This is a genomic window from Alcaligenes sp. SORT26 (assembly GCF_017377875.1).
Taxonomy (GTDB): domain Bacteria; phylum Pseudomonadota; class Gammaproteobacteria; order Burkholderiales; family Burkholderiaceae_B; genus Alcaligenes; species Alcaligenes parafaecalis.
Window position 1 is genome coordinate 1221597 of sequence record NZ_CP070975.1, and the last position, 21639, is coordinate 1243235.

Genomic DNA, 21639 nt, shown 5'->3' on the forward strand with positions numbered 1-21639 from the left:
AATTTCAAATGCGACCAATACCCCGCTTTTTTCCCCAAACCAAGGCGATCAACTACGATAAGAAACATCCCGCCCCCAAGCAGTCTCTGGAAAACCGGCGCATCCACCCCATATGCGCAAGGCTTGCACGGATTACTCCGCCTCGATTTCAGGACAGACAAATGAGCTCAATGACACTGAAGGAACTGGACAAGACCCGCGAAGAATGTCGCAAATTAATCAGTCGGCGCGCCCTGCTGTCGGCCGCCGCTGCCGTTGTGCCTATCCCCGGTGTTGATGTGGGCGCTGACGTGGCGATTCTGATGAAGGTCATCCCCATCATCAATGCCCGTTTTGGGCTGACGGCCAACGATGTGGATTCGCTTAGCCCCGAACTTAAAAAGCTGGTGGTGGTGGGTGGAACCAGTATGGGCCTGGGCATGGTGGGACGCGTCCTGACCACAGACCGGGTAATCAATATTCTGGTGCGTCTGGGGGCCAAGAAGCTGGCTGGGAAATATGGCGCCAAATACGTGCCTTTAATAGGCAGCGCCATTTCCGCATCCATCAGCTTTGTGGTGCTACGTAAAGTCGGCAACCAGCATATTGAAGAGTGTTATGAGATCGCCCGCCGCCTGGCACTGGAAACACAAAGGCAGGAAGCGGTGCACACGATTGACGCCGCCGAGGACGGCTTGATACGCGAGATCAAGGGCTAAAGCCCTTGATTCATCTTAGCCCGCTGGAACCACACCGGGCTTGCTGCGACCATTCAACATGTAATCCATCAACTCGCGCACGGACTTCATGGCTTTACCAAAAGGCAAGGCTTCCGAGCTGCGGAAGAACAGACCGCGTTGTACGTCACCCTTCAAAGCGTAGGCCAATTGGCGGTCAATGCAGAATTGACCATGACGCTGCACCCCATCACGCAAACCGCAATGTGCCAGACAATCAAAGCCTTCGGTGCAAGCACGCTCACGCGCCACCGATTGCAGCTTTTGCTCTTTGTGCAGGTAAGCATCCAGCCACGGTGTACGCACAGCGCGGGCAGGCAGGCCAGCCACACTCATAAAGGTCACGATGTCCTTGGGCTCTGCATCCAGCAACACGCGTTTGAAGTTCTCATGCGCATCGCCTTCTTCGGTGACGGCAAAAGCCGTACCCATTTGCACACCATCCGCACCCCAATCAATTAATTGGCGCAATTGTTCAGGACGATGAATCCCGCCTGCGGCGATCAGGGGAATGCGCTCGGCCTCCAGGCCCAGCTCGCGGAACAAGGCACGGCACCCTTCCAAAACGCGCTGGAAAGCATATTCAGGTTTGTTCAAGGACTGGTCGTCGGCTGCCCCCAGATGGCCCGCGGCAAAACGGGGGTTTTCCAGAACGACAGCATCGGGCAAACGCTTGCGGCGCAGCCATTTTTTCACCAGCAAGGTGACGCCACGGACATCCGACAAGATAGGAATCAGGGCAACTTTAGGATGGTCCTGAACCAGTTCAGGCAAATCCAGCGGCAGGCCAGCACCTACCACCACGGCATCTGCCCCACTTTCGCAAGACTGACGCACGTACTCGGGATACTGCGACACCGCCTTCATGATGTTGACGGCAATACCGCCATTACCGCCCGAGCGCTCGCGGGCACGATTGATTTCACGATCCAGTGCCTGCAAATTGGCCGCATCGACCACGCCTTTTTCGACATCACCCTGGGTGCTGTCCATGAGGTCTTCGTGATGACGCCGTAAATCCACGCTGGAGATCGTCCCCAGCCCGCCCAATGCAGCCACAGTACCAGCCAGCCGGGACGCCGAAATACCGACTCCCATGCCACCCTGAACAATAGGCAAAAGCAGTTTTCCCTTCAGGGACATGAGACGTAAATCCGTCTTTAGCACGATGTTATACCTTAGGTTGATGCAAGAACCTGCCGGCCACGTCGGGACCAGAAACAGGGCAATAGAATCGTGGCCGTCTTGTTCAAGACGGCCACTGTGTTAAATCAGGCGGGAGTAGCGTGCGCCGCTTTCCTGGCTCAAGTACTTGTCGAACACCATGCTGTAGGCACGTACAAACAAACGGCCTTTGGGCAAAACCTGGATGGATTGGTGATCGACAGTTAGCAAGCCTGCGTCCGCGTAGCTATTGAGCTCTTGCAGCTCGGCAGAGAAGTAGCTGGCAAAATCAATGCCGTAACGCGCTTCCAGACGCACAATTGGCACAGGCATGCTGCACATCAGATGCATGATGACTTCCGCACGCAGGCGGTCGTCTTGCTGCATCACAATACCCCGCTCGATGGGCAAACGCCCCCGGTCTATATCGGCGTAGTAATTGCGCAGGCTGCGGGCATTTTGCACATGCATGGTGCCCACCTGACCAATAGACGACACGCCGAACGAAACCAGATCACAGGCCGCACGCGTGGTGTAACCCTGGAAGTTACGGTGCAGGCTGCCGTCCAGACGAGCCAGATTGAGCTCGTCCGTTGGCAAGGCAAAATGGTCCAGACCAATATAGACATAACCTGCATCCAGCAAACGCTGGGAGGACATCAGGAACAACTGCAAACGCTGGTCAGCGTCGGGAAGCTCTTCTTCATTGATCAAGCGCTGGGCCTTGAAGCGAGTAGGCAAGTGCGCGTAGTTATAAAGAGCGATACGATCTGGCCGCAGTTGCACCAGCGAATCGATGGTGACAGCAAAGCTTTCCAGGGTCTGCAGAGGCAGGCCGTAGATCAGATCGGTATTGATGGATTGGAAACCGGCTGCCCGGCTCTCTTCAATGGCCCGTTTGACCATTTCAAAAGGCTGGATGCGGTTGATCGCTTTTTGCACCTTGGGGTCAAAGTCCTGCACCCCGAAGCTGGTACGGTTAAAGCCCAGATCCGCCAAGTTCTGAAGCGTACCGTCTGCCAAAGTGCGAGGGTCGATCTCGATGCCCAGTTCGGCATCGGCCGTGAACATGAACTGCTCTTTAAGCTTGCCCATCAGACGAGAGAGCTGATCATTGTCCAGGAAGGTGGGCGAGCCGCCGCCCAGATGAAGTTGTTCGGTGCGCCGATCATCACCCATGTATTGGGTGACCATGTCAATTTCGCGCAGCAGGTAATCCAGATACTGCTCGCTCTTGCTGCGGTCCTGCGTGATGATCTTGTTGCAGGCACAGAAGTAGCAAAGCGACTGGCAAAACGGAATATGCAGGTAAACCGATAGAGGGGGGTTGCTGCTGCTCAGGGCGCGACGCGATAATTCGTGAATGTAGGGCTGGGCAGGAAAATCCTGAAAAAACCGGTCTGCGGTGGGGTAGGAGGTATAGCGAGGCCCAGAACGATCAAAGCGCCGGATAAGGGCTTCCGAGATTTCAATATCTGGCGCGGTAGGCGCGCTGGCATCCGATGCTTCCACGATTTGCGGCATAAAGGGTCCTCCTGCAAAAGACCTGTTTCTTCTAGTCAAGCATTCATTGTGAGAGAAAACCTCACGCATGCGCTTGACCTGCATCAAGACCGGAATAACTAAAAAAACGCTTTTTTTATCGCTGTAGGGCTGAAATTAGCTTCATATATCGTATTATTAAGCGCTAGCCGCCTAAATTACCGCCTGTTGGAGTCAGATGTATTTGCTCGTGATCCTAGCTCTACCGTTCATCGGTAGCTTGCTATCTTCCCTGATGCCCGCGAACTCTCGCAAACTCCAGGCATCCCTTGCAGGCGCTGTCGCCGTTACCTGCGCCTTGCTCACTCTCTACGCCTATCCGGACATCGCTCGCGGAGAGGTTTTAGAGTCATCCCGCTCCTGGATACCCGCCCACGGCCTGACCTTCAAGTTGCGCATGGACGGCTATGCCTGGCTCTTTAGCGTCATCATCACTGCGATGGGGGCCTTGATTGCCCTGTATGCGCACTATTACCTGTCTGCCCAGGATCCGGTCCGCCGCTTTTTCTCCTTTCTGCAAGCCTTTATGGGCTCAATGCTGGGGGTGGTGCTGTCGGGCAACCTGATTCAGTTGGTGGTGTTCTGGGAGCTGACCAGCATCTCCTCCTTCATGCTGATTGCCTATTGGTATCACCGCATGGATGCGCGCCGGGGTGCACGCATGTCGCTGATTGTCACGGGTACGGGCGGTTTCTGTTTGCTGGCGGGCGTGCTCATGCTTGGGCAAGCCGCAGGCAGCTACGATCTCAGCGTGGTTCTGGAATCGGGCGAACAGATTCGCAACCATCCCTGGTATACCGGGATGCTGATCCTGATCGCCCTGGGTGCGCTTACCAAAAGCGCCCAGTTCCCCTTCCATATCTGGCTTCCGCACGCCATGGCCGCGCCGACACCTGTTTCGGCTTATTTGCACTCCGCCACCATGGTCAAGGCTGGGGTGTTTCTGCTGGCCCGCCTGTGGCCCGCCCTGTCAGGCACCACGGAATGGGCGGTCATTATTGGCGGGGCCGGTCTGTGTTCGCTGACGCTGGGGGCCTATGTCGCCATGTTCCAGCGCGACATGAAAGGCGTGCTGGCCTACTCCACCATCAGCCATCTGGGTTTGATTACCTTGCTGTTGGGCCTGAACAGCCCGCTGGCTCTGGTTGCCGCGCTGTTTCACATGATGAACCACGCGACCTTCAAGGCCTCCTTGTTCATGGCCGCCGGTATCGTGGATCACGAAACAGGTACTCGTAACCTGAACCGGCTGTCCGGCTTGCGGCACGCCATGCCCTTGACGGCTACGCTGGCAACCGTTGCTGCCGCTGCCATGGCCGGGGTGCCGCTACTGAATGGCTTCATCTCCAAAGAAATGTTCTTTGCCGAGACCATTCTGGCCAGCAATGGCAACACCTGGGAATACGCCTTGCCCGTGGTCGCGGTCATTGCGGGCTCCTTCAGCGTGGCTTATTCCTTGCGCTTTATTGCCCAGGTTTTCTTTGGCCCCGTCGCCAAGGATTTGCCACGCGAACCGCATGAGCCACCGCGTCGCATGTTGATCCCCAGCGCCATTCTGGTGCTGACCTGCCTGCTGGTCGGTGTCATTCCCAGCCTGACCTTTGGTCCCTTCCTGCACACGGCTGCCAGCGCCATTCTGGGCAGTGAAATGCCTCAGTACGACCTGGCCGTCTGGCACGGTTTCAACCTGCCTTTGATCATGAGCCTGGTCGCAACCGGCATGGGCGTGATCCTCGTCCTGATCATCAACCGTTTCTACAAGAACCGTCAGGGTCGTACGCCGTTGCTGACCCGTGCCGATGGCCGCCGCTTCTTTGAGCTGGCCATGGAGTATCTGGAAGTAGCGTCCAATTGGGCCGTAGGCAAGCTGTACTCACCACGTCTGCAACGCCAGATGCTGCTGATTATTGTGGCGACCATCTGCGTAGCCGCCCTGCCCCTGGTCCGCGGAAACTGGTTCAAATCCACCATTTCCACGCCGATTGACCCCTTCTTTGCCCTGATGTGGGCGGTCGGGATTGCCTGCGCGATTGGTGCAGCTCGTCAGGCCAAATTCCACCGCCCAGCCTCCTTGCTTCTCTCCGGTGGTGCGGGTCTGGTCACCAGCCTGACCTTTGCCTGGCTGTCTGCTCCTGACCTGGCGCTGACCCAGTTAGCCGTTGAAGTGGTCACGGTTGTACTGATCTTACTGGGCCTGCGCTGGCTGCCTCAGCGCGTCAGCGATATGCCGGGTGCTCAGGACAATAGCGGCCAGGCCCTGTTCCGCCGTAGTCGTGACTTGATTATTGCCATCCTGGCCGGGGGCGGTATTGCTGCCCTGGCCTATGCCATGATGACTCGTCCCCACCCCAGCGGCATCTCGCCCTTCTTTATTGAGAAGGCCCTGCCTTTGGGCGGTGGCGCGAACGTGGTGAACGTGATTCTGGTGGACTTCCGAGGCTTTGATACCTTTGGCGAAATCGTGGTGCTGGGCATTGTGGCCCTGACCGTCTTCGCACTGCTGCGCCGGTTCCGTCCACCTATTGAAGCCATTGCCCAGCCTCTGGCCCGTCGTCAGAACGTCAAGGACAGCCGCGAAGCCGTCTTTGTGGAACCGGATCCGAAAACACCGCTGCCCGAAGGCATCATGCAGATTCCAGCCGTCTTGCTGCGTCTGTTGCTGCCTATCTCTACGCTGATTGCCTTGTACTTCCTGCTGCGTGGACACAACCTGCCCGGCGGTGGTTTTGTAGGTGGCCTGATTATGGCTACCGGCATTATCTTGCAATACATGGTTAGCGGCGTCGTGTGGATGGAGTCCCGCCCACTGATTCAACCCCAAACCTGGATTGGCTTGGGTCTGCTGACAGCCGGTGTGGCCGCCATGCTGGTCTGGGCCTTCAACAAGCCCTTCCTGTCCGCCCAGAGCTGGGATCTGCACCTGCCCCTGGTTGGCGACGTGCATACCTCCAGCGCGCTGATCTTCGACATCGGGGTCTTCATGCTGGTGATTGGTTCCACCATCCTGATTCTGGTCGCGCTGGCCCACCAGTCCCTACGTTTTTATCGCAAACTGCCGTCGCTGCAATCCGCCTCGAACGCTGCATCCGGGATGGAGAATAAATAATGGAAATCGTGCTTTCAATTGCGATTGGTGTGCTGGCAGGCTCGGGCGTCTGGCTCCTGCTGCGCCCGCGTACCTTTCAGGTCATCATGGGGCTGGCTCTGGTCTCCTATGCCGTAAACCTGTTTATTTTCAGTATGGGCAGGCTCAAAATCAGTGCGGCCCCTGTCATTAACAGCAGCGAACTGGGCGCCAGCTACGCTGACCCCTTGCCGCAAGCCCTGGTGCTGACCGCTATTGTGATTGGCTTTGCCACCACCGCCTTGTTTCTGGTTGTCATTCTGGCCAATCGCGGCCTGAGCGGCACTGACCACGTTGATGGCCGTGAGGAAGACGATCTGTGAGTCTACTCAACCAACACTTGCCCGTATTGCCTGTCGCCATCCCCATGGTGGCGGCAGCCCTGATGGTGATCCTGCGCGACAAGCGCCGTCACTACAAGCTGCTTATTGCCTTCAGTTCCTTGCTGGCCCAGTTGTTCTGTGCAGTCTATCTGCTCTTGCTGGCCGACGGCACGCTGACCCCTATCTGGCCTCAATCCGTTGGCGTCTACCTCTTGGGTGACTGGCCCGCTCCCTTCGGGATTGTGCTGGTCGTCGACCGCCTGGCCGCTTTCTTGCTGGTGCTGACCAATGTGCTGGCCTTTTGCTGCTGGTTCTACTCATTAGCCCGCTGGGATCGCGTGGGGGTTCACTTCCACTCTTTATTCCAACTGCTATTGATGGGCCTGAACGGCGCTTTCCTGACCGGCGACCTGTTCAACCTGTTTGTATTCTTCGAGGTTCTGCTAGCCGCCTCTTATGGTCTGATGCTGCACGGTTCGGGCGCGGCCCGCGTCAGTGCAGGTCTGCACTATATTGCGGTCAACCTGATCTCCTCGTTCTTGCTGCTGATCGCTATTGCCCTGGTTTACGGCGTCACTGGCACCCTGAACATGGCTGACTTGGCCCTGCGCGCGGGCTCCCTGCCAGATTCGGATCGCCTGGTGTTTGAATCGGCCATGGCTATCCTGGGCATCGCCTTCCTGATCAAGGCAGCCGCCTGGCCCTTGAACCTGTGGCTGCCCAACGCCTATGGCAATGCCAGCGCTCCTGTCGCCGCCATGTTTGCCATCATGACCAAGGTCGGCATTTACGCGCTGCTGCGTATCGGCTCCTTGCTGCTGCCTACGGGGGCGCCTGCTGCCTTTGGCGTAGCCTGGATGTTCCCGGCGGGGATTGCCACCCTGGCCTTTGGCGCGATTGGCGTGATGGCCGCACAGCAACCCGAACGACTGGCCAGCTATTGCATCATCGTGTCCTCGGGCACCTTGCTGGCCGCTCTGGGCATGCCCGGCGTCATTCTGACTGGCCCTGCCCTGTACTACATGCTGAGCAGTGTGCTGGCCCTGGGTGCATTCTTCCTGCTGCTGGAGTTGGTCAGCCGCACCAAACCTTTTGGTGCAGACTTGCTGGCCGTCAGTCAGGAGGTTTTTGACCTGGATGACCCCGAGTCCGAAGACCATAGCGATGACGTCGTGGGGGTCGCCATTCCCGGTGTGATGGTGTTCCTGGGCATGTCCTTTATTGCCTGCGCCTTGCTGATTGTTGGACTGCCACCGCTATCGGGCTTTGTGGCCAAGCTGTCTTTGCTGACCGCTGCCCTGAAAGCCTCGGGCCAATCACCTGAACCCCTGAACGCCTGGATCCTGACCGCCGCCGTGTTGCTCTCCGGGGTAGCCGGTTTGATCGCCATGGTTCGCGTCGGTATTCGTCTGTTCTGGAGCAATAGTTCCCTGGCGATTCCCCGCCTGAAGCTGATCGAGGCCGCTCCAATTGCAGCCATTATCCTGGCTTGTGGCATCCTGAGCTGGTACGCAGGCCCCATCACGACCTACCTGGAGCAAACAGCCCAACAGCTCGATGAGCCTCGTATCTACATCGGCTCGGTCTTGCGACAAAACCCTGTGCGTTCTGTTCAAGCGGAGGGATTCTGATGCGACGCTACACCAAACATCTCTTTCTGCCTTTGCTGCTCCTGGGTCTGTGGCTGCTGCTGAACGACTCGCTCTCGGCCGGTTACGTGGTGCTGGGCCTGTTCCTGGCCATCGCCCTGAGTTTGGCCGCCATTCCCTTTCGTCCGGTTAAAGCCAGCATTCGACATCCCTTTCTGGCGTTGAAACTGATCTGCCAAGTAGCTTGGGACATTGTGATGTCCAATATTGCCGTAGGCCATCTGGTTCTGAAAGGCAGCAAAGCTCCTCGTCCGGGCTTTCTGGCCATCCCTTTGCAACTGACTGACCCACATGGTCTGGCAGCCTTGGCCTGCATCATTACCTACACGCCAGGTACCGTCTGGTCCGGTTTCGATTACGAGACCCGCGTCCTGACCTTGCACATTCTGGATCTGCAAGACGAACAGGTCTGGTTAGACACCATTCAGAAGCGCTACCAAGGACCGCTACTGGAGATTTTCCAATGATAGACATCGTTTACTGGGCCTGTCAGTTTGCTCTGGGCTGCTTTGTCCTGGGCATGGGCTGCGCCGTCATCCGCCTGCTGAAAGGCCCCTCGGCCGCCGACCGCGTGCTGGCACTGGACACCATGTACATCAACGGCATGCTGGCCTTGCTGGCCCTGGGTATCCGTTTTGACTCAACCTTGTATTTTGATATCGCCTTGCTGATTGCCCTGTTTGGTTTTGTGGGTTCGGCCGCCATGGCGAAATTCCTGTTGCGCGCCGAGGTGATCGAGCCATGAACACGCCTTTACTGCCCTGGTGGCTGGCTATCCCGGTCGCACTTTTGCTAGTGCTTAGCGGCATTGTGTCCCTGGTGGGCTCAGCCGGTTTACTGCGCTTCAAGCACTTTTATTCACGCATCCACGCCCCCACCATGGGGAACACGCTGGGTACGTTTTTCATGGTGTTGGCCGTTGCCATCAGTGCCAGCCACTTGATGAGCCGTCCGATCCTGCACCCACTGATTATCAGTGTGCTCTTGATCATTACCTCGCCGGTGACTGCCATCTTCCTGATGCGCGCCGCCATCAAACGCGAGCATCGCCAACGTCTGGCCGAATATGGCCCGGACGAACCCGGCTACCTGGACATGCCTCACAAAGCACCTCTGCCCCAAGAGCTGGTTCAAACCCAAACCCAAACTCAAGCCAAAACCGAAGACTAATAAGCCACAGAGGGTTTGGAAAAGTTTTATTGCCCTCACTTACAAGTCCTCCACTTATACTGGTAAGTGTTCGCTGCGTATCGGGAATTGCCCCATACGCAGTCGCTTTTGGGGCTTAGCGGCCTGTTCTTCACGACTTATGACAGTGCTCGCCAAGCCGGTGATTCCCTTAGCAAGTAAAGGAGTGAGATCGATGAGTTTTCATACACGTCCATCCCGAATTCTGAGCGCTGGCTTGCTCAGCCTAGGTTTACTGTCCTCTGCTGCCTGGGCGCAAACCCCGACCAAAGACTACAGGCACGATGTCCAGCGCTGCGAACAATTTACCGGAGAGCAGCGCACGACATGTCGCCGTGAAGCCGGGGCCGCAGTGCAAGCGGAACGTCATCACAAGCTGGACAAGCGCGATCACAATCTGGATGCCAACCGCCAGGCGCGCTGCCATCGCTTGCCTGTTGATCGTCAGCAAGACTGCCTGAAATCCATGACTGGTCAGGACACAACCGTACGCGGTAGTGTGGAAGGCGGCGGTATTCTGCGCGAAACCACGACTGTGGTGCCTGCTCAGTAAAGCAAATCGCTAGCCTTGCCAAAAAACAGCGCCTGTATCAGGCGCTGTTTTTTTGACCTTGATACCGACTACTGCGTCTTGGTCAAATCATCCCTATAGGTTTCAGGGCTACGCCATGTCGCCCACAAAGTAATCACAGCCAATACAAGCACCATCAAGGCCACGCCCCAATAGTGTCCCTGGCTGGCTAGTAGCCATGTCGCCAACATAGGCGCCAGACCACCGCCCACCCCGGCAGCTACTTGGCAACCTAAAGATGCACCGCTATAACGCACTTTGGTACCGAACAACTCCGGCAAATACGCAGCCTGGGGACCGTACATCGGACCATGACCAAAAACCATGCACGCCGCAATTGCTCCGATGATAAGAGTTGGGTCACGCGTTTCCAGACAGAGAAACAAAGGATAGACCGCAAGTAAAACGAAGCAAGACCCGAAATAGTACAAAGCCTTACGCCCCACCTTGTCAGACAGGTAGCCAAAAAGGGGAATAAAGCCGATTTCAAGTGCAGCCCCAAGAAGCACTCCGTCCAATATCAAGCCCTTGGGTAGATCCAAGGTGTTAGTCCCGTAAACAATCACAAAGACTGTCAGGATATACACCCAGGCAACCTCACATACTTTCAACCCAATACTGAGACAAAGATTCAGGCGATGTTTAGTCAGGATTTGCCATAGAGGCGCCTTGTCTATCTCTACCTCCGAGCTGGATTTTTCGTCCTCATCCTGGCTGACCTGAAAAACAGGGGACTCAACTACCTGCAAACGAATATAAAAACCCAAGGCAACCAGCACCACACTCAGCAGGAACGGCACCCGCCATCCCCAACTCAAAAACTCGGCTTCTGGCAAACGACTTAACCAAGCCAAGATGCCGGTCGATGCCAACATACCCAGCGGGAAACCCACCTGCACCAAACTACCGTAAAACCCCCGTCGATCTCGGGGAGCGTGCTCAATGACCATTAGCGCCGCCCCTCCCCACTCTCCACCGATACCGAAACCCTGAATAATGCGCAACAAGATTAAGGCAATGGGAGCCCAGATCCCAATCTGTTCATAGGTAGGTAGCAGACCAATCGCGAATGTGCCTCCCCCCATCAAGAACATGGTCAACATCAGCATGGATTTACGACCAACTCGATCACCAAAGTGCCCAAACACCACGCCTCCCAAAGGGCGTGCAATAAAACCGACCGCGAACGAACCCAGCGCGGCCAAGGTACCCATCAGCGGATCCAAGCCTGGGAAAAAGATCTTGTTAAATACCAATGCGGCCGCGGTGCCGTACAACAAAAAGTCATACCACTCCACCGTCGTACCAATCACGCTGGCCATCACGACACGCCGCATGGACTTTTCCTCCTCCAGCGCCTGCCGCTCCTGAGTCGCGGGGTCCCCCAGACTGTCCGCCTTAACTGAAATGCTCATTCTTGTCTCCTGATTATCAGGCCCGGCTATCGATCCGGGCCTCTTATGGATGTGCCCGCAAATACCACACACGGTGGGCAAATACTGACAGGAAACTTTTTAAGCTTAAATTAGGGTTTATCAGTAAACTTATTCTTATTTTTATCTTAAAAGTTGACTAAAAAGAAACTTCTCACTAAATTATGTCTACCGACCCACATGGGCGGGCTAACCAAGGAGACATCATGAACACAGAAACCAACGTCACTGAACAAGCTGAAAGCAAGCACTACGCCCAACGCCTCAAAGGCAAGCTGGAACCCACCCAAGGCGGCTCCGTCTATGTAGACCCCGAATCCATGGAGTGGCAGCCTTCACAATTCGAAAAAATCTCGATGAAAGTGCTGTATCGCAATGATGCTGAAGGTGAGATGACTGTGCTTCTGAAGTGGGAGCCTGGCGCTGTCTTGCCTTTTCACCGTCATCCGGAAATTGAACAGAGCTACGTTTTGCAAGGCTCGTTCTATGACCACGACGGTATTTGTCGGGCTGGTCAATATGTATGGCGTCATCCAGGCTCTTTGCACGAAACACATTCCGATGAAGGATGTATTTTGCTGGCGGTATACCGAAAACCGAACGTGTTCTTTGGCACAGCAGGTTTTCAAGCCGCCTGAGCGGCCTTTCGCTACGCGGGGCGCAAGACGCCCCGCACCGCAAGGAGCAGTCATGACCTGCGTCGTCACCGACCCCTGCATCAACTGCCAATATGGCGAGTGCCTGGAGGTATGTCCTGCCGATGCCTTCCATCGCGGCCCGAACTTCATGGTCATCAATCCGCAAAGCTGCATCAATTGCACGCTGTGCATTCTGGCCTGTCCCGTGGAGGCTATTTCCTCAGACTATGAGTTAAGGCCTGAGCATCGGCACTACATCCAACTCAATGCCGAACTGGCACAAAGCTGGCCAGTCGCTTTCAGTGGGCCACCCGCTCATCCAGACGCGCACTTCTGGTCAGAGCAGACCGACAAGCTTGCCTTGCTGCAACGCTGAGAAAGCCACTGCGCACCTTCGCACTCATACGGTATGATTCAAGCTAGGTTGCACGCCTTAAACCCGCTGGCAACCAGACTATTTCATTGCCCGCAGATACGGCCTCACCCAGTGGGGCCGTATCTTCCTTCATACCGTTCAGACGTGGAATCAGGCGTGACCGAGGAACTCAGCTCTCTTAGCCCTAATAACGACAAGCCCGAACAAGAGGAAGCAGCCGTCTGTAAACGGCTGCGTGAACTGCGGCGTGAACATCGCCTGACTCTGGATACCTTGGCCGAACGCTCCGGCTTTACCAAAGGTTATTTATCCAAGATCGAGAATGGCAACAAAGCCCCTCCCATCGGAACCTTGGCTCGCATTGCGCGAGCCATGGGAGTGGACTTGAGCGTTTTCTTTGTCGATCCGGATCAAGACAATCCGACCATGCCGCTAAGCCAGGACTCACCTGTGTCTGTAGTACACAGTTGGGAGCGCAAACCAGTCAGCCGCGGGGGCAGTGAGTACGGCTACGACTACGTCAGCCTTGCACATAAAAAAGCCAACCGAAACATGGATCCGTTCATGTTCACCTTCCCCCAACACACTGATCCTCAAGTGTTTTTTGAGCATGCCGGCGAAGAGTTCGTCTACCTGCTGACTGGTACGGTTGAGTTCGAATTCAAGATTCACGGCCAATTAGCCAAAGTCAGGCTTGAAGCGGGCGATAGCATGTATTTTGAGTCCAATACCCCCCACCGAGGCCGAGCACTGGATGGTGACGCCCAAGCATTGGTAGTGATTATCGAACCACCCAGCGAGGAATAAGAAATCAAGCCGGACATTCTTGTTGCCAAAAAGGAAACATTTAAATATCATTAGGAAACTTTTACGGAGGTTTCCTTATGCGCATTGGCATCATCCTGTACGAAGACGTAGAGCCCATTGAAATTGGTATTTTGGGCACCCTGTCCATGGCAAAGCGCCTGGCCCCAGAGCTGCAGTACCACACCCTTTCCGAAGCTGGCGGAACGATACGATTGCGCAACGGTTTGCATCTGGAGACGGAATACAGTTTTACACAAGCACCCGCCGCCGATGTCACCATCATCACCGGCGGTCCGGGTTGGCAAACACAGGCCAATAACCCCGTACTGTTAAATTTTCTACGCCAACGCCATGCTCGTGGGGATGTCATGGTGAGCGTCTGTACAGGGGCACTTCTACTGGCCAGCGCCCGATTACTGGATGGCCGTGTCGCGACCAGCAAAGCTGCCTACGCAGCCCCAGAGACTTCGCCCCTAAACACATTGGCCGAAATGACCGTGGACTGCTCTGTACGCGAGGCCCTGTTGGTTGACGAAGGAGACATCATCACCGGTGGTGGGGTCAGCCTGTGTGTAGACCTGACACTCTACTTGCTAGAACGCTTTCTGGGGTCAGAACTCGCTGAACGTACGGCCCATATCATGGAATACAGCGCCGCCCGAGCTGCCAATCAAGCACGTTTACCCAGCTTGATAAAACCCATCCACGCCTAAAACCAAGCCGCACAGCCTGCTGTCCTTCACTGAACAACAGGCGCTGCTGCTACAGTTCCACCTGTATCCCCATCTCCACCACCCGATTAGGCGGAATCTTGAAAAAGCGCGTACTGCGGCTGGCATTACGGGCCATGAACGCAAACAAGCGACGACGCCAGCCCAGATACCAGGGCTGCCGCGACTGAATCATCACTGTCTGACGCGACAGGAAGTAAGAGGTCTGCATCGGCTCCAGATTCAACTCGGGATGCTCCAGAGTAATCTGCTCCAGCAACTGCGGCACATTCGGCTCTTGCTTGAAACCCCAGGAAGCCACGGCTTGCCAACTACCCCGGCTCAAACGCTGCAGGCTATAGCGCTCACCAAAAGGAACGTAAGGCACACCCGCACTGGTCACCGTCAAAAACAGTACCTGCTCATGCAAGACTTTATTGTGCTTCAGGTTATGCAATAAGGCTGGCGGGACAGAGTCCGGAATAGTGCTCATGAACACCGCCGTCCCCGGCACGCGGGTAGGGGCGTACTCCTCCAGACTCAGCAAAAATTCTTTCAAAGGCTGCTTGTTTTCCAACAAGCGCTCGTGCAAAGCAGCACGCCCCTGACGCCAGGTCAGCATCAAACCCAGCAAGACGGCACCGACCAGCAAAGGCAGCCAGCCGCCATCCAGAACTTTAAGTGCATTGGCCGAGAAAAGAAGCACATCCAGAATCAGGAAGATACCCAGCAGGCCCAACCATGCCCAACGCTTGATCCCGCTAGCACGACGCGGCAAGAGCACAATCGCCAGCAGACTGGTCATCAACATGGTGCCCGTCACCGCAAAACCGTAAGCATGGGCCAAGCGCTCCGAGGAGCCAAAACTCAGGACCAGAATCATCACCGCCACACACAGCAGCAGATTCACACGGGGCAAATAGATCTGCCCTTCTTCCTTGGCGGAGGTGTGCTGAATGACCATACGGGGCCAAAAACCGAGCTGTACAGCCTGACGCGTCACGGAGAAAGCCCCGGAGATCACCGACTGAGAAGCAATCACCGTCGCTACCGTTGCCAGCATCACCATCGGCACCAAGGCCCAGTTGGGAGCCAGGAAAAAGAAAGGATTACGGATGGCAGCCGGGTCCGAAATCAGCAAAGCACCTTGGCCGAAATAACACAGAACCAGGCAAGGCATGACAATCATGAACCAGGCCTTGCGAATCAAGGGACGACCAAAATGGCCCATATCCGCGTACAAGGCTTCAGCACCGGTCAGCGCCAGCACCAAGGCTCCTAGCAGTAAAAAAGTCTGCCACGGAGCTTCAGCAATAAAGGCCACAGCCCAACGCGGGTCCAAGGCCATCAGGACTTGCGGGTGCTCGATCACACGCCACAACCCCAAACCGCCCAACACCAGAAACCACATCAGCATAATGGGGCCGAACAATTTGCCCATTGTGCCCGTACCGTGCGATTGAATCAGGAACAAGGCCAGCAGCACGCCCAGCGCCAGGGGCACCACCCAGGGGTCCAGCACATGGGACACCATACCGATGCCTTCCAGCGCTGACATCACGGAGATTGCGGGGGTGATAATACTATCGCCGTAAAACAAGGCAGCGCCTATCAAGCCCAGCACCACAATCACCTGACGGCGAGGGCCATGTATGCCACGCGCTGCCAACTCCATCAAGGCCAGGGTTCCCCCTTCGCCCTTATTGTCCAGGCGCAGAACCACGGTGACGTACTTGATGGACACCACGATAGTCAGCAGCCAGAACAACAAGGACAGCACACCATAGACCTGCTCGGCCCCGGGCTGTCCGTACGCGCTCAAGGCCACTTTCATGGTGTAGAGCGGGCTGGTCCCAATATCGCCGTACACCACGCCTAAAGCGCCCATTAACAAGGCGGCCTGAGCCGCTTTTTTGGGGTTTTCTGTTGCTGTGTTCAAGGCTTAATTTCCAATCAAAGAATCGTGCCGGGTCAGACGCGCACCAATACGCGGACCGGGAAAAACGATGGTGACGCGGGTACCCGGAAAATCAGGACGGCTCATCAAACTCCACCAGGCACCATGCGCACGGGCAATTTCCTGCACAATGGCCAGACCCAAACCTGAACCCCCAGCCTGTGTGCCGGGCGAACGGTAAAAGGCTTCAAATACCCGCTGCTGCTCACTAGCCTCAATACCCGGCCCATGATCTTCCACGGACAAGGACGGCGGATTGCTGGACACTCTCAGCACAATCCGATCTGTCCCCTGCCCATAGCGCAGCGCGTTATCCATCAGGTTCGACAACAATTCCCGCAACAGCACGGGTGCGGCATCAATCCAGACAGGCTTTTCAGGTGCCAGCAAATGAATTTCTGCGCCATGCTGGCGAGCCTGCAAGAACCAGTCCCCGCCCTCTTCGCGCGTCCATTCGCACAAGTCCAGGCGCACAAAACTGTCTTTGATATTGGTGTCCGCATCGGTACGGGCCAGAACCAGCAACTGCTGGCCCAGACGAATCATGCGGTCCGACACGCTTTTGATACGCTCGGCGCGCTGCCGAATGTCATCAGGCAAAGGCCGTGCCAGCATGAGCTCGGACTCCAACTGCAAACCCGTCAAAGGCGTACGCAATTGATGTGCGGCATGACCAATAAAACGCTTTTGCGCCTGCAGGGTATCACGCTGACGTTCCAGCAATTCGTTGAAGTGCTCCACCAAGGGCACAATCTCAGCGGGCAAGGCGCTGGCATCCAGACGCTCGAAATCATCATCGGCCCGATTACGGATCTGTTGCGACAAATCGTCAATCGACGCCAACTGAGAACGAATCCCCGACAGCAGCACCCAGGCAATCAGGCTGACCAGCAGCACCTGGCTGAGCGCCATCGTCCAGAAAATATCGCGCAGCAGCCAGTCTTCCAGACTCATGCGACGCGTCAATATCCAGGTCACGCTCAGGTCGAGCACCACCAGAATGGAGATAGGGGGAAACAAACGACCCATCAGTTTGCGGGCCAAAGAACCGGGAGCAAGAAAGCGCTCCAGCCAGCCTCGCCATACGGAGGTTTTTACGGCTGGAGAAAGATGCTGATCGGGCATGGTTGACCTAAGGGTTCAGGCAGCAGGCATGGGCTGCCGTTATGCTCCGGCCACGCTCTCCACATCGAGCAAATAGCCAAAGCCGCGCACAGTCTGTATGACAGCCCCGGTGCCTTCCAGGCGCTTGCGCAAACGATACACGTAGACTTCGACCGCATTGTCGCTGAAATCTGCGTCCCAGGCTGACAAGGAGTTAATAATTTGCTGCTTGGTGACCACACGGCCAGCCCGCATCATCAACATTTCCAGCACGGACAGCTCGCGCACCGACAAGGTCACACGCTGACCGGCACAGCGCAGCTCGCGGCCAATCGTATCAAAGCTCAAGGGGCCCACATCAATAATGGGCTGGACCTGCCCACTGCGGCGGCGGCCAAACACACGCACACGAGCCGCCAGTTCGGACAGATCAAAGGGTTTGATCAGATAGTCATCCGCACCGGCATCCAGACCACCGACACGATCGTCCACGCCATCACGGGCGGTCAGGATCAGCACGGGAATGGCATTGCCCTGCTGACGCAACTGACGCAGCACATCCAGGCCACTGATACCGGGCAGGTTCAAGTCCAGAAGCAGAAGATCGTAGACCTGGGCGGTCAGCTCCCTCAAGGCACTTTCGCCTTCCTGGAGCCAGTCAACAGCGTAGCCCTGATCGTTAAGAAATTCCTGCAGTGCGGCGCCCAAGATGGCGTCGTCTTCGATAACTAGTACACGCATGCGGGGGATTTTATTACGAAACTGGCCCCTCGCGTTGCGGATGCAAAGCGAGGGGCCAGAAAAAACAACACGAGCTATCTGCCGGGATTACTGGGCAGGGGCAGGTACGGCTGGCTTCTCGACAGCCGGGGCACCTTCCTTGGCTTCACCCTCTTCACCTGCCGTCTTGGTCGTTGGACCTGGGCGAGTGATAAAGCCCAAGCGGGTCAGACCCGAGGCCTTGGAGCGGCTCATGACCTGGGCCAGTGTTTCGTAGCGTGTATCAATATCGGCACGGATACGCAGCTCAGGCTGTGGCTCATCCTTGGAGTAGGGAGCCAGCGTGGCGGTCAAATCTTCCAGCGCAACAGGCGACTCGTTCACGAAGATCTGCCCTTCTGCATCAATCGCCAGATCAATCGTCTTGGGATCTTGCTGCACCAGCTCAGAGCTGGCCTGTGGCAACTGAATCTTGATGGAATGCGACAGCAGTGGAGCGGTGATCAGAAAGATCACCAGCAGCACCAGCATGACGTCGATCAGCGGCACCATATTGATTTCGGACAAGGCGGAGCCCGAGTTGCGATTATCAAAGCTGCCAAAAGCCATGATTAGTGCTCCCGCTTGGCAGCCGCTGCCGAGCTCGATGCTGCACCGCCACCCGATGTAGGAACGCGACGCAGAACAGGTTGATTGTCCTGTACAGGCTGGCCGGTAGTCAGGAAGGTAAACAGATCATGGGCAAATGCGTCCAACTGGGACAGGTAAACGCGGTTGGTACGCACAAAAGCGTTATAGGCCAACACGGCAGGAATAGCCACGGCCAGACCCAGACCGGTCATCACCAGTGCTTCACCCACAGGACCGGCAATCTTGTTCAGGGTCACACCATCGGACAGACCGATGTTGATCAGGGCGTGGTACACACCCCAAACCGTACCGAACAGACCCACAAACGGAGCCGTCGAACCCACCGAGGCCAACAGCGTCAGGCCGTTTTCCAGCTTGGCAGTTTCTTCGTCCATGACTTTACGCATGATGCGCGAGACAAAGGCGTCCGTAGAGCCTTTTTCTTCCAGACGCATGGCACCGTACTTGACGTGGTGTTTTTGAGCGTGGATAGCGTGGCTGGCCAAGTGGCTGAACGGATCACGCGCACCGTGGGTGGCGATTTCGTTTTCAACCTGCTCCAGGGAGCTGGCGGACCAGAATTCGCGCATGAAACCTTGCGAGCGACGCTTCAGACGGAAGGACAGCACGCCCTTGACGATAATCAGGTACCAACTGGCAACCGACATCAAGGCCAGGATTACGAACAGCGTTTTACCCACCACATCACTTTGCTGGATAAAGTGCATTACGCCCGTTGATTCCTCAGCGGCAACAATACTGGCGGCAGCCTGATCGGCGACAGGCCCTGCAACTTGTGCCAGGCTTACCCATACGCTTTGAAATAGTTCCTGCATCATTGATATATCCTAGTAAACAAAGTCGAAAGGAATATCGGCCATGGCACGATAGGCCACACCATTTTCCGTATACGGTTTGAAACGTGCTGTGCGTACAGCTCGCAGCGCAGACTCATCCAGGCGTTCATAGCCCGACGAATTTTGCACCTTGGCTTCCAGCACGGTTCCTTGGGTTGAAATCACTACACGAACCACCACACGGCCCTGCTCGCGACGACGTTCCGAGGCCCGTGGGTACACAGGTACAGGACGGCGTCCCAAATAGTCCACACGGCCAATCAGCTTGGGCCTGTCGCCATCCGTAGAACGGGCAGCGGTTTGAGTCGTATTGTCCGTTGCCGGGCCGGCCTGTGCAGCAGGAGCGGCAGGCTGAGCGGGCTGCGGCGTTTCTGCCGGTGGCACCTCTGGCTTGGGCTGTGGCTTGGGCTTAGGTTTTGGCTTGGGTTTCGGTTTGGGCTTGGGAGGCTCCGGGATCGGTGGTTTTTCCACGATCGGCTCTGGCTCGGGCTCCGGTTCAAGGACCGGTTCCGGATCAGGCTCGGGCTCTGGTTCCACCTCGGGCTCGGGATCAGGTTCTGGCTCGGCCACTACCTCTTCAGGAGGAGCGCTGACCTGTTCTTGCTGAACTGGGGACTCCGACACTTCCACCAAAGTCACCCCAACAACATCCATAGGGGCTGGTTCGCCCACAATCTTGGGGGTTTCAGTCCACAAGATGGTAGCCACGACACCAACGTGCAATCCCAGTGCTAATGCCAAGCCAGTTGCCTTCAAGGCCAGCATCGAGCGATTATTCTTTTGAGAAGCAATTCCGGTCATAATCCGTTCTACACATTCTGCAACCCGCATGGACCATGACGGGACCGGACAGGATGCCCAGTGAAGTATCGAATCTTAACAGAAACAGGAATGATTCTCAATACTAAATTCCTGTAATATTTCCTGCTTCAATCCGCCCTGCAAAAACCCTCCAGATACTAACGCAGACAGGCTGACCTAGGGTCAGCCTGTTGCGAATAATTTGCAAAAAGACTAAGAAAGTCGCACTTCAGCCTGGGACTCCAAAGGGAAGGCGCTGAACTTGCGCGGCAAGGCCAAGGCGCGTTCACCCGGCTGCAAACCAAGCTGCGACCAACGCTGGTGATCGAACTCCGCTTCCCAAGCGCGCTCGCCCTCGTTCAGGGCCAGCTCTACCCTCACCGTCGCCCCCAAAGGAATAATGCGCTGTACGGCAACGATGATGCCTTGACCATCCAACTGACGCTGCAAGTCCAGGTCGTGCGGACGCACATAACCCACCGCTTCACCCTGCCCGGCTCCCTGACCATTCAAGGCCTCGTTGGACTCAAACTGACCCAACTGCGGATCGGCGACAAAGCGCCCATGCTGGAACTGACCGGGCAAACGATTGGCCGCCCCCAGGAACTCGTAAACAAAGGGACTGGCCGGATGGTTGTACACATCCTGCGGAGCACCCTCTTGCTCGACCCGACCCTTGTTCAGCACCACGATACGGTCAGCCACTTCAATGGCCTCTTCCTGATCGTGGGTCACGAACAAAGTGCTGATATGCAAATCGTCATGCAGACGACGCAACCAGGAACGCAGCTCCTTGCGTACCTTGGCATCCAGTGCACCAAAGGGCTCGTCCAGGAGCAAAACACCCGGCTCCACCGCCAGAGCACGTGCCAGAGCGATACGTTGACGCTGACCACCAGACAAGGCCGCCGGATAGCGATCCGCCAACCAATCCAGTTGCACCAGTTCCAGAAGCTCGTGTACCCGCTGACGAATCTGGGCTTCAGGCAAACGCTGTTTGCGGGGCTTGATACGCAGGCCAAAGGCCACGTTCTCAAACACAGTCATATGGCGGAACAAGGCATAGTGCTGGAACACAAAACCCACTTGTCGATCCCGCGTCCCCACGGCGGCCACATCCTTGCCATTGATCAGCACCTGACCCGCATCCGCATGTTCCAGGCCAGCCACAATGCGCAACAAGGTCGTCTTGCCGCAGCCTGAAGGCCCCAGCAAAGCCACCAGCTCGCCCGCTGGAAAATCCAATGTCACATCACCCAGTGCCGTAAACGCACCAAACTGTTTAGATAGATGACGAACTTCGATACTCATAATGAACTCCGAATGCGG

22 protein-coding genes are annotated in these 21639 nt (G+C 56.4%); 12 read left to right on the forward strand and 10 right to left on the reverse strand.

Annotated elements, in window-relative coordinates; genetic code table 11:
- Positions 1 to 161: 161 nt before the first annotated feature.
- Positions 162 to 698: a hypothetical protein gene (locus tag JYG33_RS05680; RefSeq protein WP_207875047.1), complete on the forward strand. Its 537-nt coding sequence runs from the start codon at positions 162 to 164 to the stop codon at positions 696 to 698.
- A 15-nt stretch (positions 699 to 713) separates the two neighbouring features.
- Here the strand turns inward: JYG33_RS05680 and JYG33_RS05685 are convergent, their stop codons facing one another.
- Together JYG33_RS05685 and hemN are read right to left on the reverse strand one after the other, a co-directional pair.
- Complete coding sequence (locus tag JYG33_RS05685) at positions 714 to 1859, reverse strand: nitronate monooxygenase family protein (RefSeq protein ID WP_207875048.1); 1146 nt, start codon at positions 1857 to 1859, stop codon at positions 714 to 716.
- Between the two features lie 123 nt (positions 1860 to 1982).
- A complete protein-coding gene (hemN, locus tag JYG33_RS05690; RefSeq protein ID WP_207875049.1) occupies positions 1983 to 3404 on the reverse strand; it encodes an oxygen-independent coproporphyrinogen III oxidase in 1422 nt (473 codons plus the stop codon).
- 196 nt (positions 3405 to 3600) lie between these two features.
- Here hemN and JYG33_RS05695 point away from each other — a divergent pair, with 196 nt between their 5' ends.
- The 7 genes from JYG33_RS05695 to JYG33_RS05725 all read left to right on the forward strand — a co-directional run bounded on the left by JYG33_RS05695 (position 3601) and on the right by JYG33_RS05725 (position 10259).
- Entirely contained in the window at positions 3601 to 6528 is a 2928-nt protein-coding gene (locus JYG33_RS05695) for a monovalent cation/H+ antiporter subunit A (RefSeq protein ID WP_207875050.1), read from the forward strand.
- Positions 6528 to 6869: a Na+/H+ antiporter subunit C gene (locus JYG33_RS05700; protein ID WP_035272858.1), complete on the forward strand. Its 342-nt coding sequence runs from the start codon at positions 6528 to 6530 to the stop codon at positions 6867 to 6869. Before JYG33_RS05695 ends, JYG33_RS05700 begins: the two co-directional genes overlap by 1 nt.
- A gap of 44 nt (positions 6870 to 6913) precedes the next feature.
- On the forward strand, positions 6914 to 8500 hold the full coding sequence (locus JYG33_RS05705; protein ID WP_243430337.1) for a monovalent cation/H+ antiporter subunit D: 1587 nt from the start codon (positions 6914 to 6916) through the stop codon (positions 8498 to 8500).
- Positions 8500 to 8985, forward strand: a complete 486-nt coding sequence (locus JYG33_RS05710) for a Na+/H+ antiporter subunit E (RefSeq protein WP_207875052.1) — start codon at positions 8500 to 8502, stop codon at positions 8983 to 8985. The genes JYG33_RS05705 and JYG33_RS05710 overlap by 1 nt, the downstream gene beginning before the upstream one ends.
- Positions 8982 to 9263 (forward strand): K+/H+ antiporter subunit F, encoded by a 282-nt coding sequence (locus tag JYG33_RS05715; protein ID WP_009461751.1) that lies wholly within the window; start codon positions 8982 to 8984, stop codon positions 9261 to 9263. The genes JYG33_RS05710 and JYG33_RS05715 overlap by 4 nt, the downstream gene beginning before the upstream one ends.
- On the forward strand, positions 9260 to 9688 hold the full coding sequence (mnhG, locus tag JYG33_RS05720) for a monovalent cation/H(+) antiporter subunit G (RefSeq protein ID WP_207875053.1): 429 nt from the start codon (positions 9260 to 9262) through the stop codon (positions 9686 to 9688). The genes JYG33_RS05715 and mnhG overlap by 4 nt, the downstream gene beginning before the upstream one ends.
- A gap of 193 nt (positions 9689 to 9881) precedes the next feature.
- A complete protein-coding gene (locus JYG33_RS05725; RefSeq protein ID WP_207875054.1) occupies positions 9882 to 10259 on the forward strand; it encodes a hypothetical protein in 378 nt (125 codons plus the stop codon).
- Positions 10260 to 10327: 68 nt separating this feature from the next.
- On the opposite strand, the gene JYG33_RS05730 is transcribed toward JYG33_RS05725, so the two are convergent.
- Positions 10328 to 11692, reverse strand: coding sequence for an MFS transporter (locus JYG33_RS05730; protein WP_207875055.1), 1365 nt, complete (start codon positions 11690 to 11692; stop codon positions 10328 to 10330).
- Positions 11693 to 11916: 224 nt separating this feature from the next.
- On the opposite strand from JYG33_RS05730, the gene JYG33_RS05735 reads away from it, so the two are divergent.
- The 4 genes from JYG33_RS05735 (at position 11917) to JYG33_RS05750 (ending at position 14244) form a co-directional block, all read left to right on the forward strand.
- The gene (locus JYG33_RS05735) at positions 11917 to 12348 is read left to right on the forward strand and encodes a cupin domain-containing protein (protein WP_207875056.1); all 432 of its coding nucleotides are present in this window, start codon (positions 11917 to 11919) and stop codon (positions 12346 to 12348) included.
- Positions 12349 to 12400: 52 nt separating this feature from the next.
- Positions 12401 to 12724, forward strand: coding sequence for a ferredoxin family protein (locus JYG33_RS05740; protein ID WP_207875057.1), 324 nt, complete (start codon positions 12401 to 12403; stop codon positions 12722 to 12724).
- A 156-nt stretch (positions 12725 to 12880) separates the two neighbouring features.
- On the forward strand, positions 12881 to 13531 hold the full coding sequence (locus JYG33_RS05745) for an XRE family transcriptional regulator (RefSeq protein ID WP_042481190.1): 651 nt from the start codon (positions 12881 to 12883) through the stop codon (positions 13529 to 13531).
- Positions 13532 to 13608: 77 nt separating this feature from the next.
- Positions 13609 to 14244: a DJ-1/PfpI family protein gene (locus tag JYG33_RS05750; protein ID WP_207875059.1), complete on the forward strand. Its 636-nt coding sequence runs from the start codon at positions 13609 to 13611 to the stop codon at positions 14242 to 14244.
- A gap of 49 nt (positions 14245 to 14293) precedes the next feature.
- Here the strand turns inward: JYG33_RS05750 and JYG33_RS05755 are convergent, their stop codons facing one another.
- The 7 genes from JYG33_RS05755 to JYG33_RS05785 all read right to left on the reverse strand — a co-directional run bounded on the left by JYG33_RS05755 (position 14294) and on the right by JYG33_RS05785 (position 21621).
- Positions 14294 to 16129 carry a potassium transporter Kup gene (locus JYG33_RS05755; protein ID WP_207875747.1) on the reverse strand — a complete coding sequence of 612 codons (1836 nt, stop codon included), beginning with the start codon at positions 16127 to 16129 and terminating at the stop codon, positions 14294 to 14296.
- Between the two features lie 54 nt (positions 16130 to 16183).
- Positions 16184 to 17323 (reverse strand): HAMP domain-containing sensor histidine kinase, encoded by a 1140-nt coding sequence (locus JYG33_RS05760; RefSeq protein WP_207875060.1) that lies wholly within the window; start codon positions 17321 to 17323, stop codon positions 16184 to 16186.
- A gap of 39 nt (positions 17324 to 17362) precedes the next feature.
- Positions 17363 to 18043 carry a response regulator transcription factor gene (locus JYG33_RS05765; RefSeq protein WP_207875061.1) on the reverse strand — a complete coding sequence of 227 codons (681 nt, stop codon included), beginning with the start codon at positions 18041 to 18043 and terminating at the stop codon, positions 17363 to 17365.
- Positions 18044 to 18130: 87 nt separating this feature from the next.
- Entirely contained in the window at positions 18131 to 18631 is a 501-nt protein-coding gene (locus JYG33_RS05770; protein ID WP_207875062.1) for a biopolymer transporter ExbD, read from the reverse strand.
- A gap of 2 nt (positions 18632 to 18633) precedes the next feature.
- Positions 18634 to 19491, reverse strand: a complete 858-nt coding sequence (locus JYG33_RS05775) for a MotA/TolQ/ExbB proton channel family protein (RefSeq protein ID WP_207875063.1) — start codon at positions 19489 to 19491, stop codon at positions 18634 to 18636.
- A gap of 9 nt (positions 19492 to 19500) precedes the next feature.
- The gene (locus JYG33_RS05780; protein WP_207875748.1) at positions 19501 to 20274 is read right to left on the reverse strand and encodes an energy transducer TonB; all 774 of its coding nucleotides are present in this window, start codon (positions 20272 to 20274) and stop codon (positions 19501 to 19503) included.
- A 249-nt stretch (positions 20275 to 20523) separates the two neighbouring features.
- Complete coding sequence (locus tag JYG33_RS05785) at positions 20524 to 21621, reverse strand: sulfate ABC transporter ATP-binding protein (RefSeq protein ID WP_207875064.1); 1098 nt, start codon at positions 21619 to 21621, stop codon at positions 20524 to 20526.
- Positions 21622 to 21639: the final 18 nt, after the last annotated feature.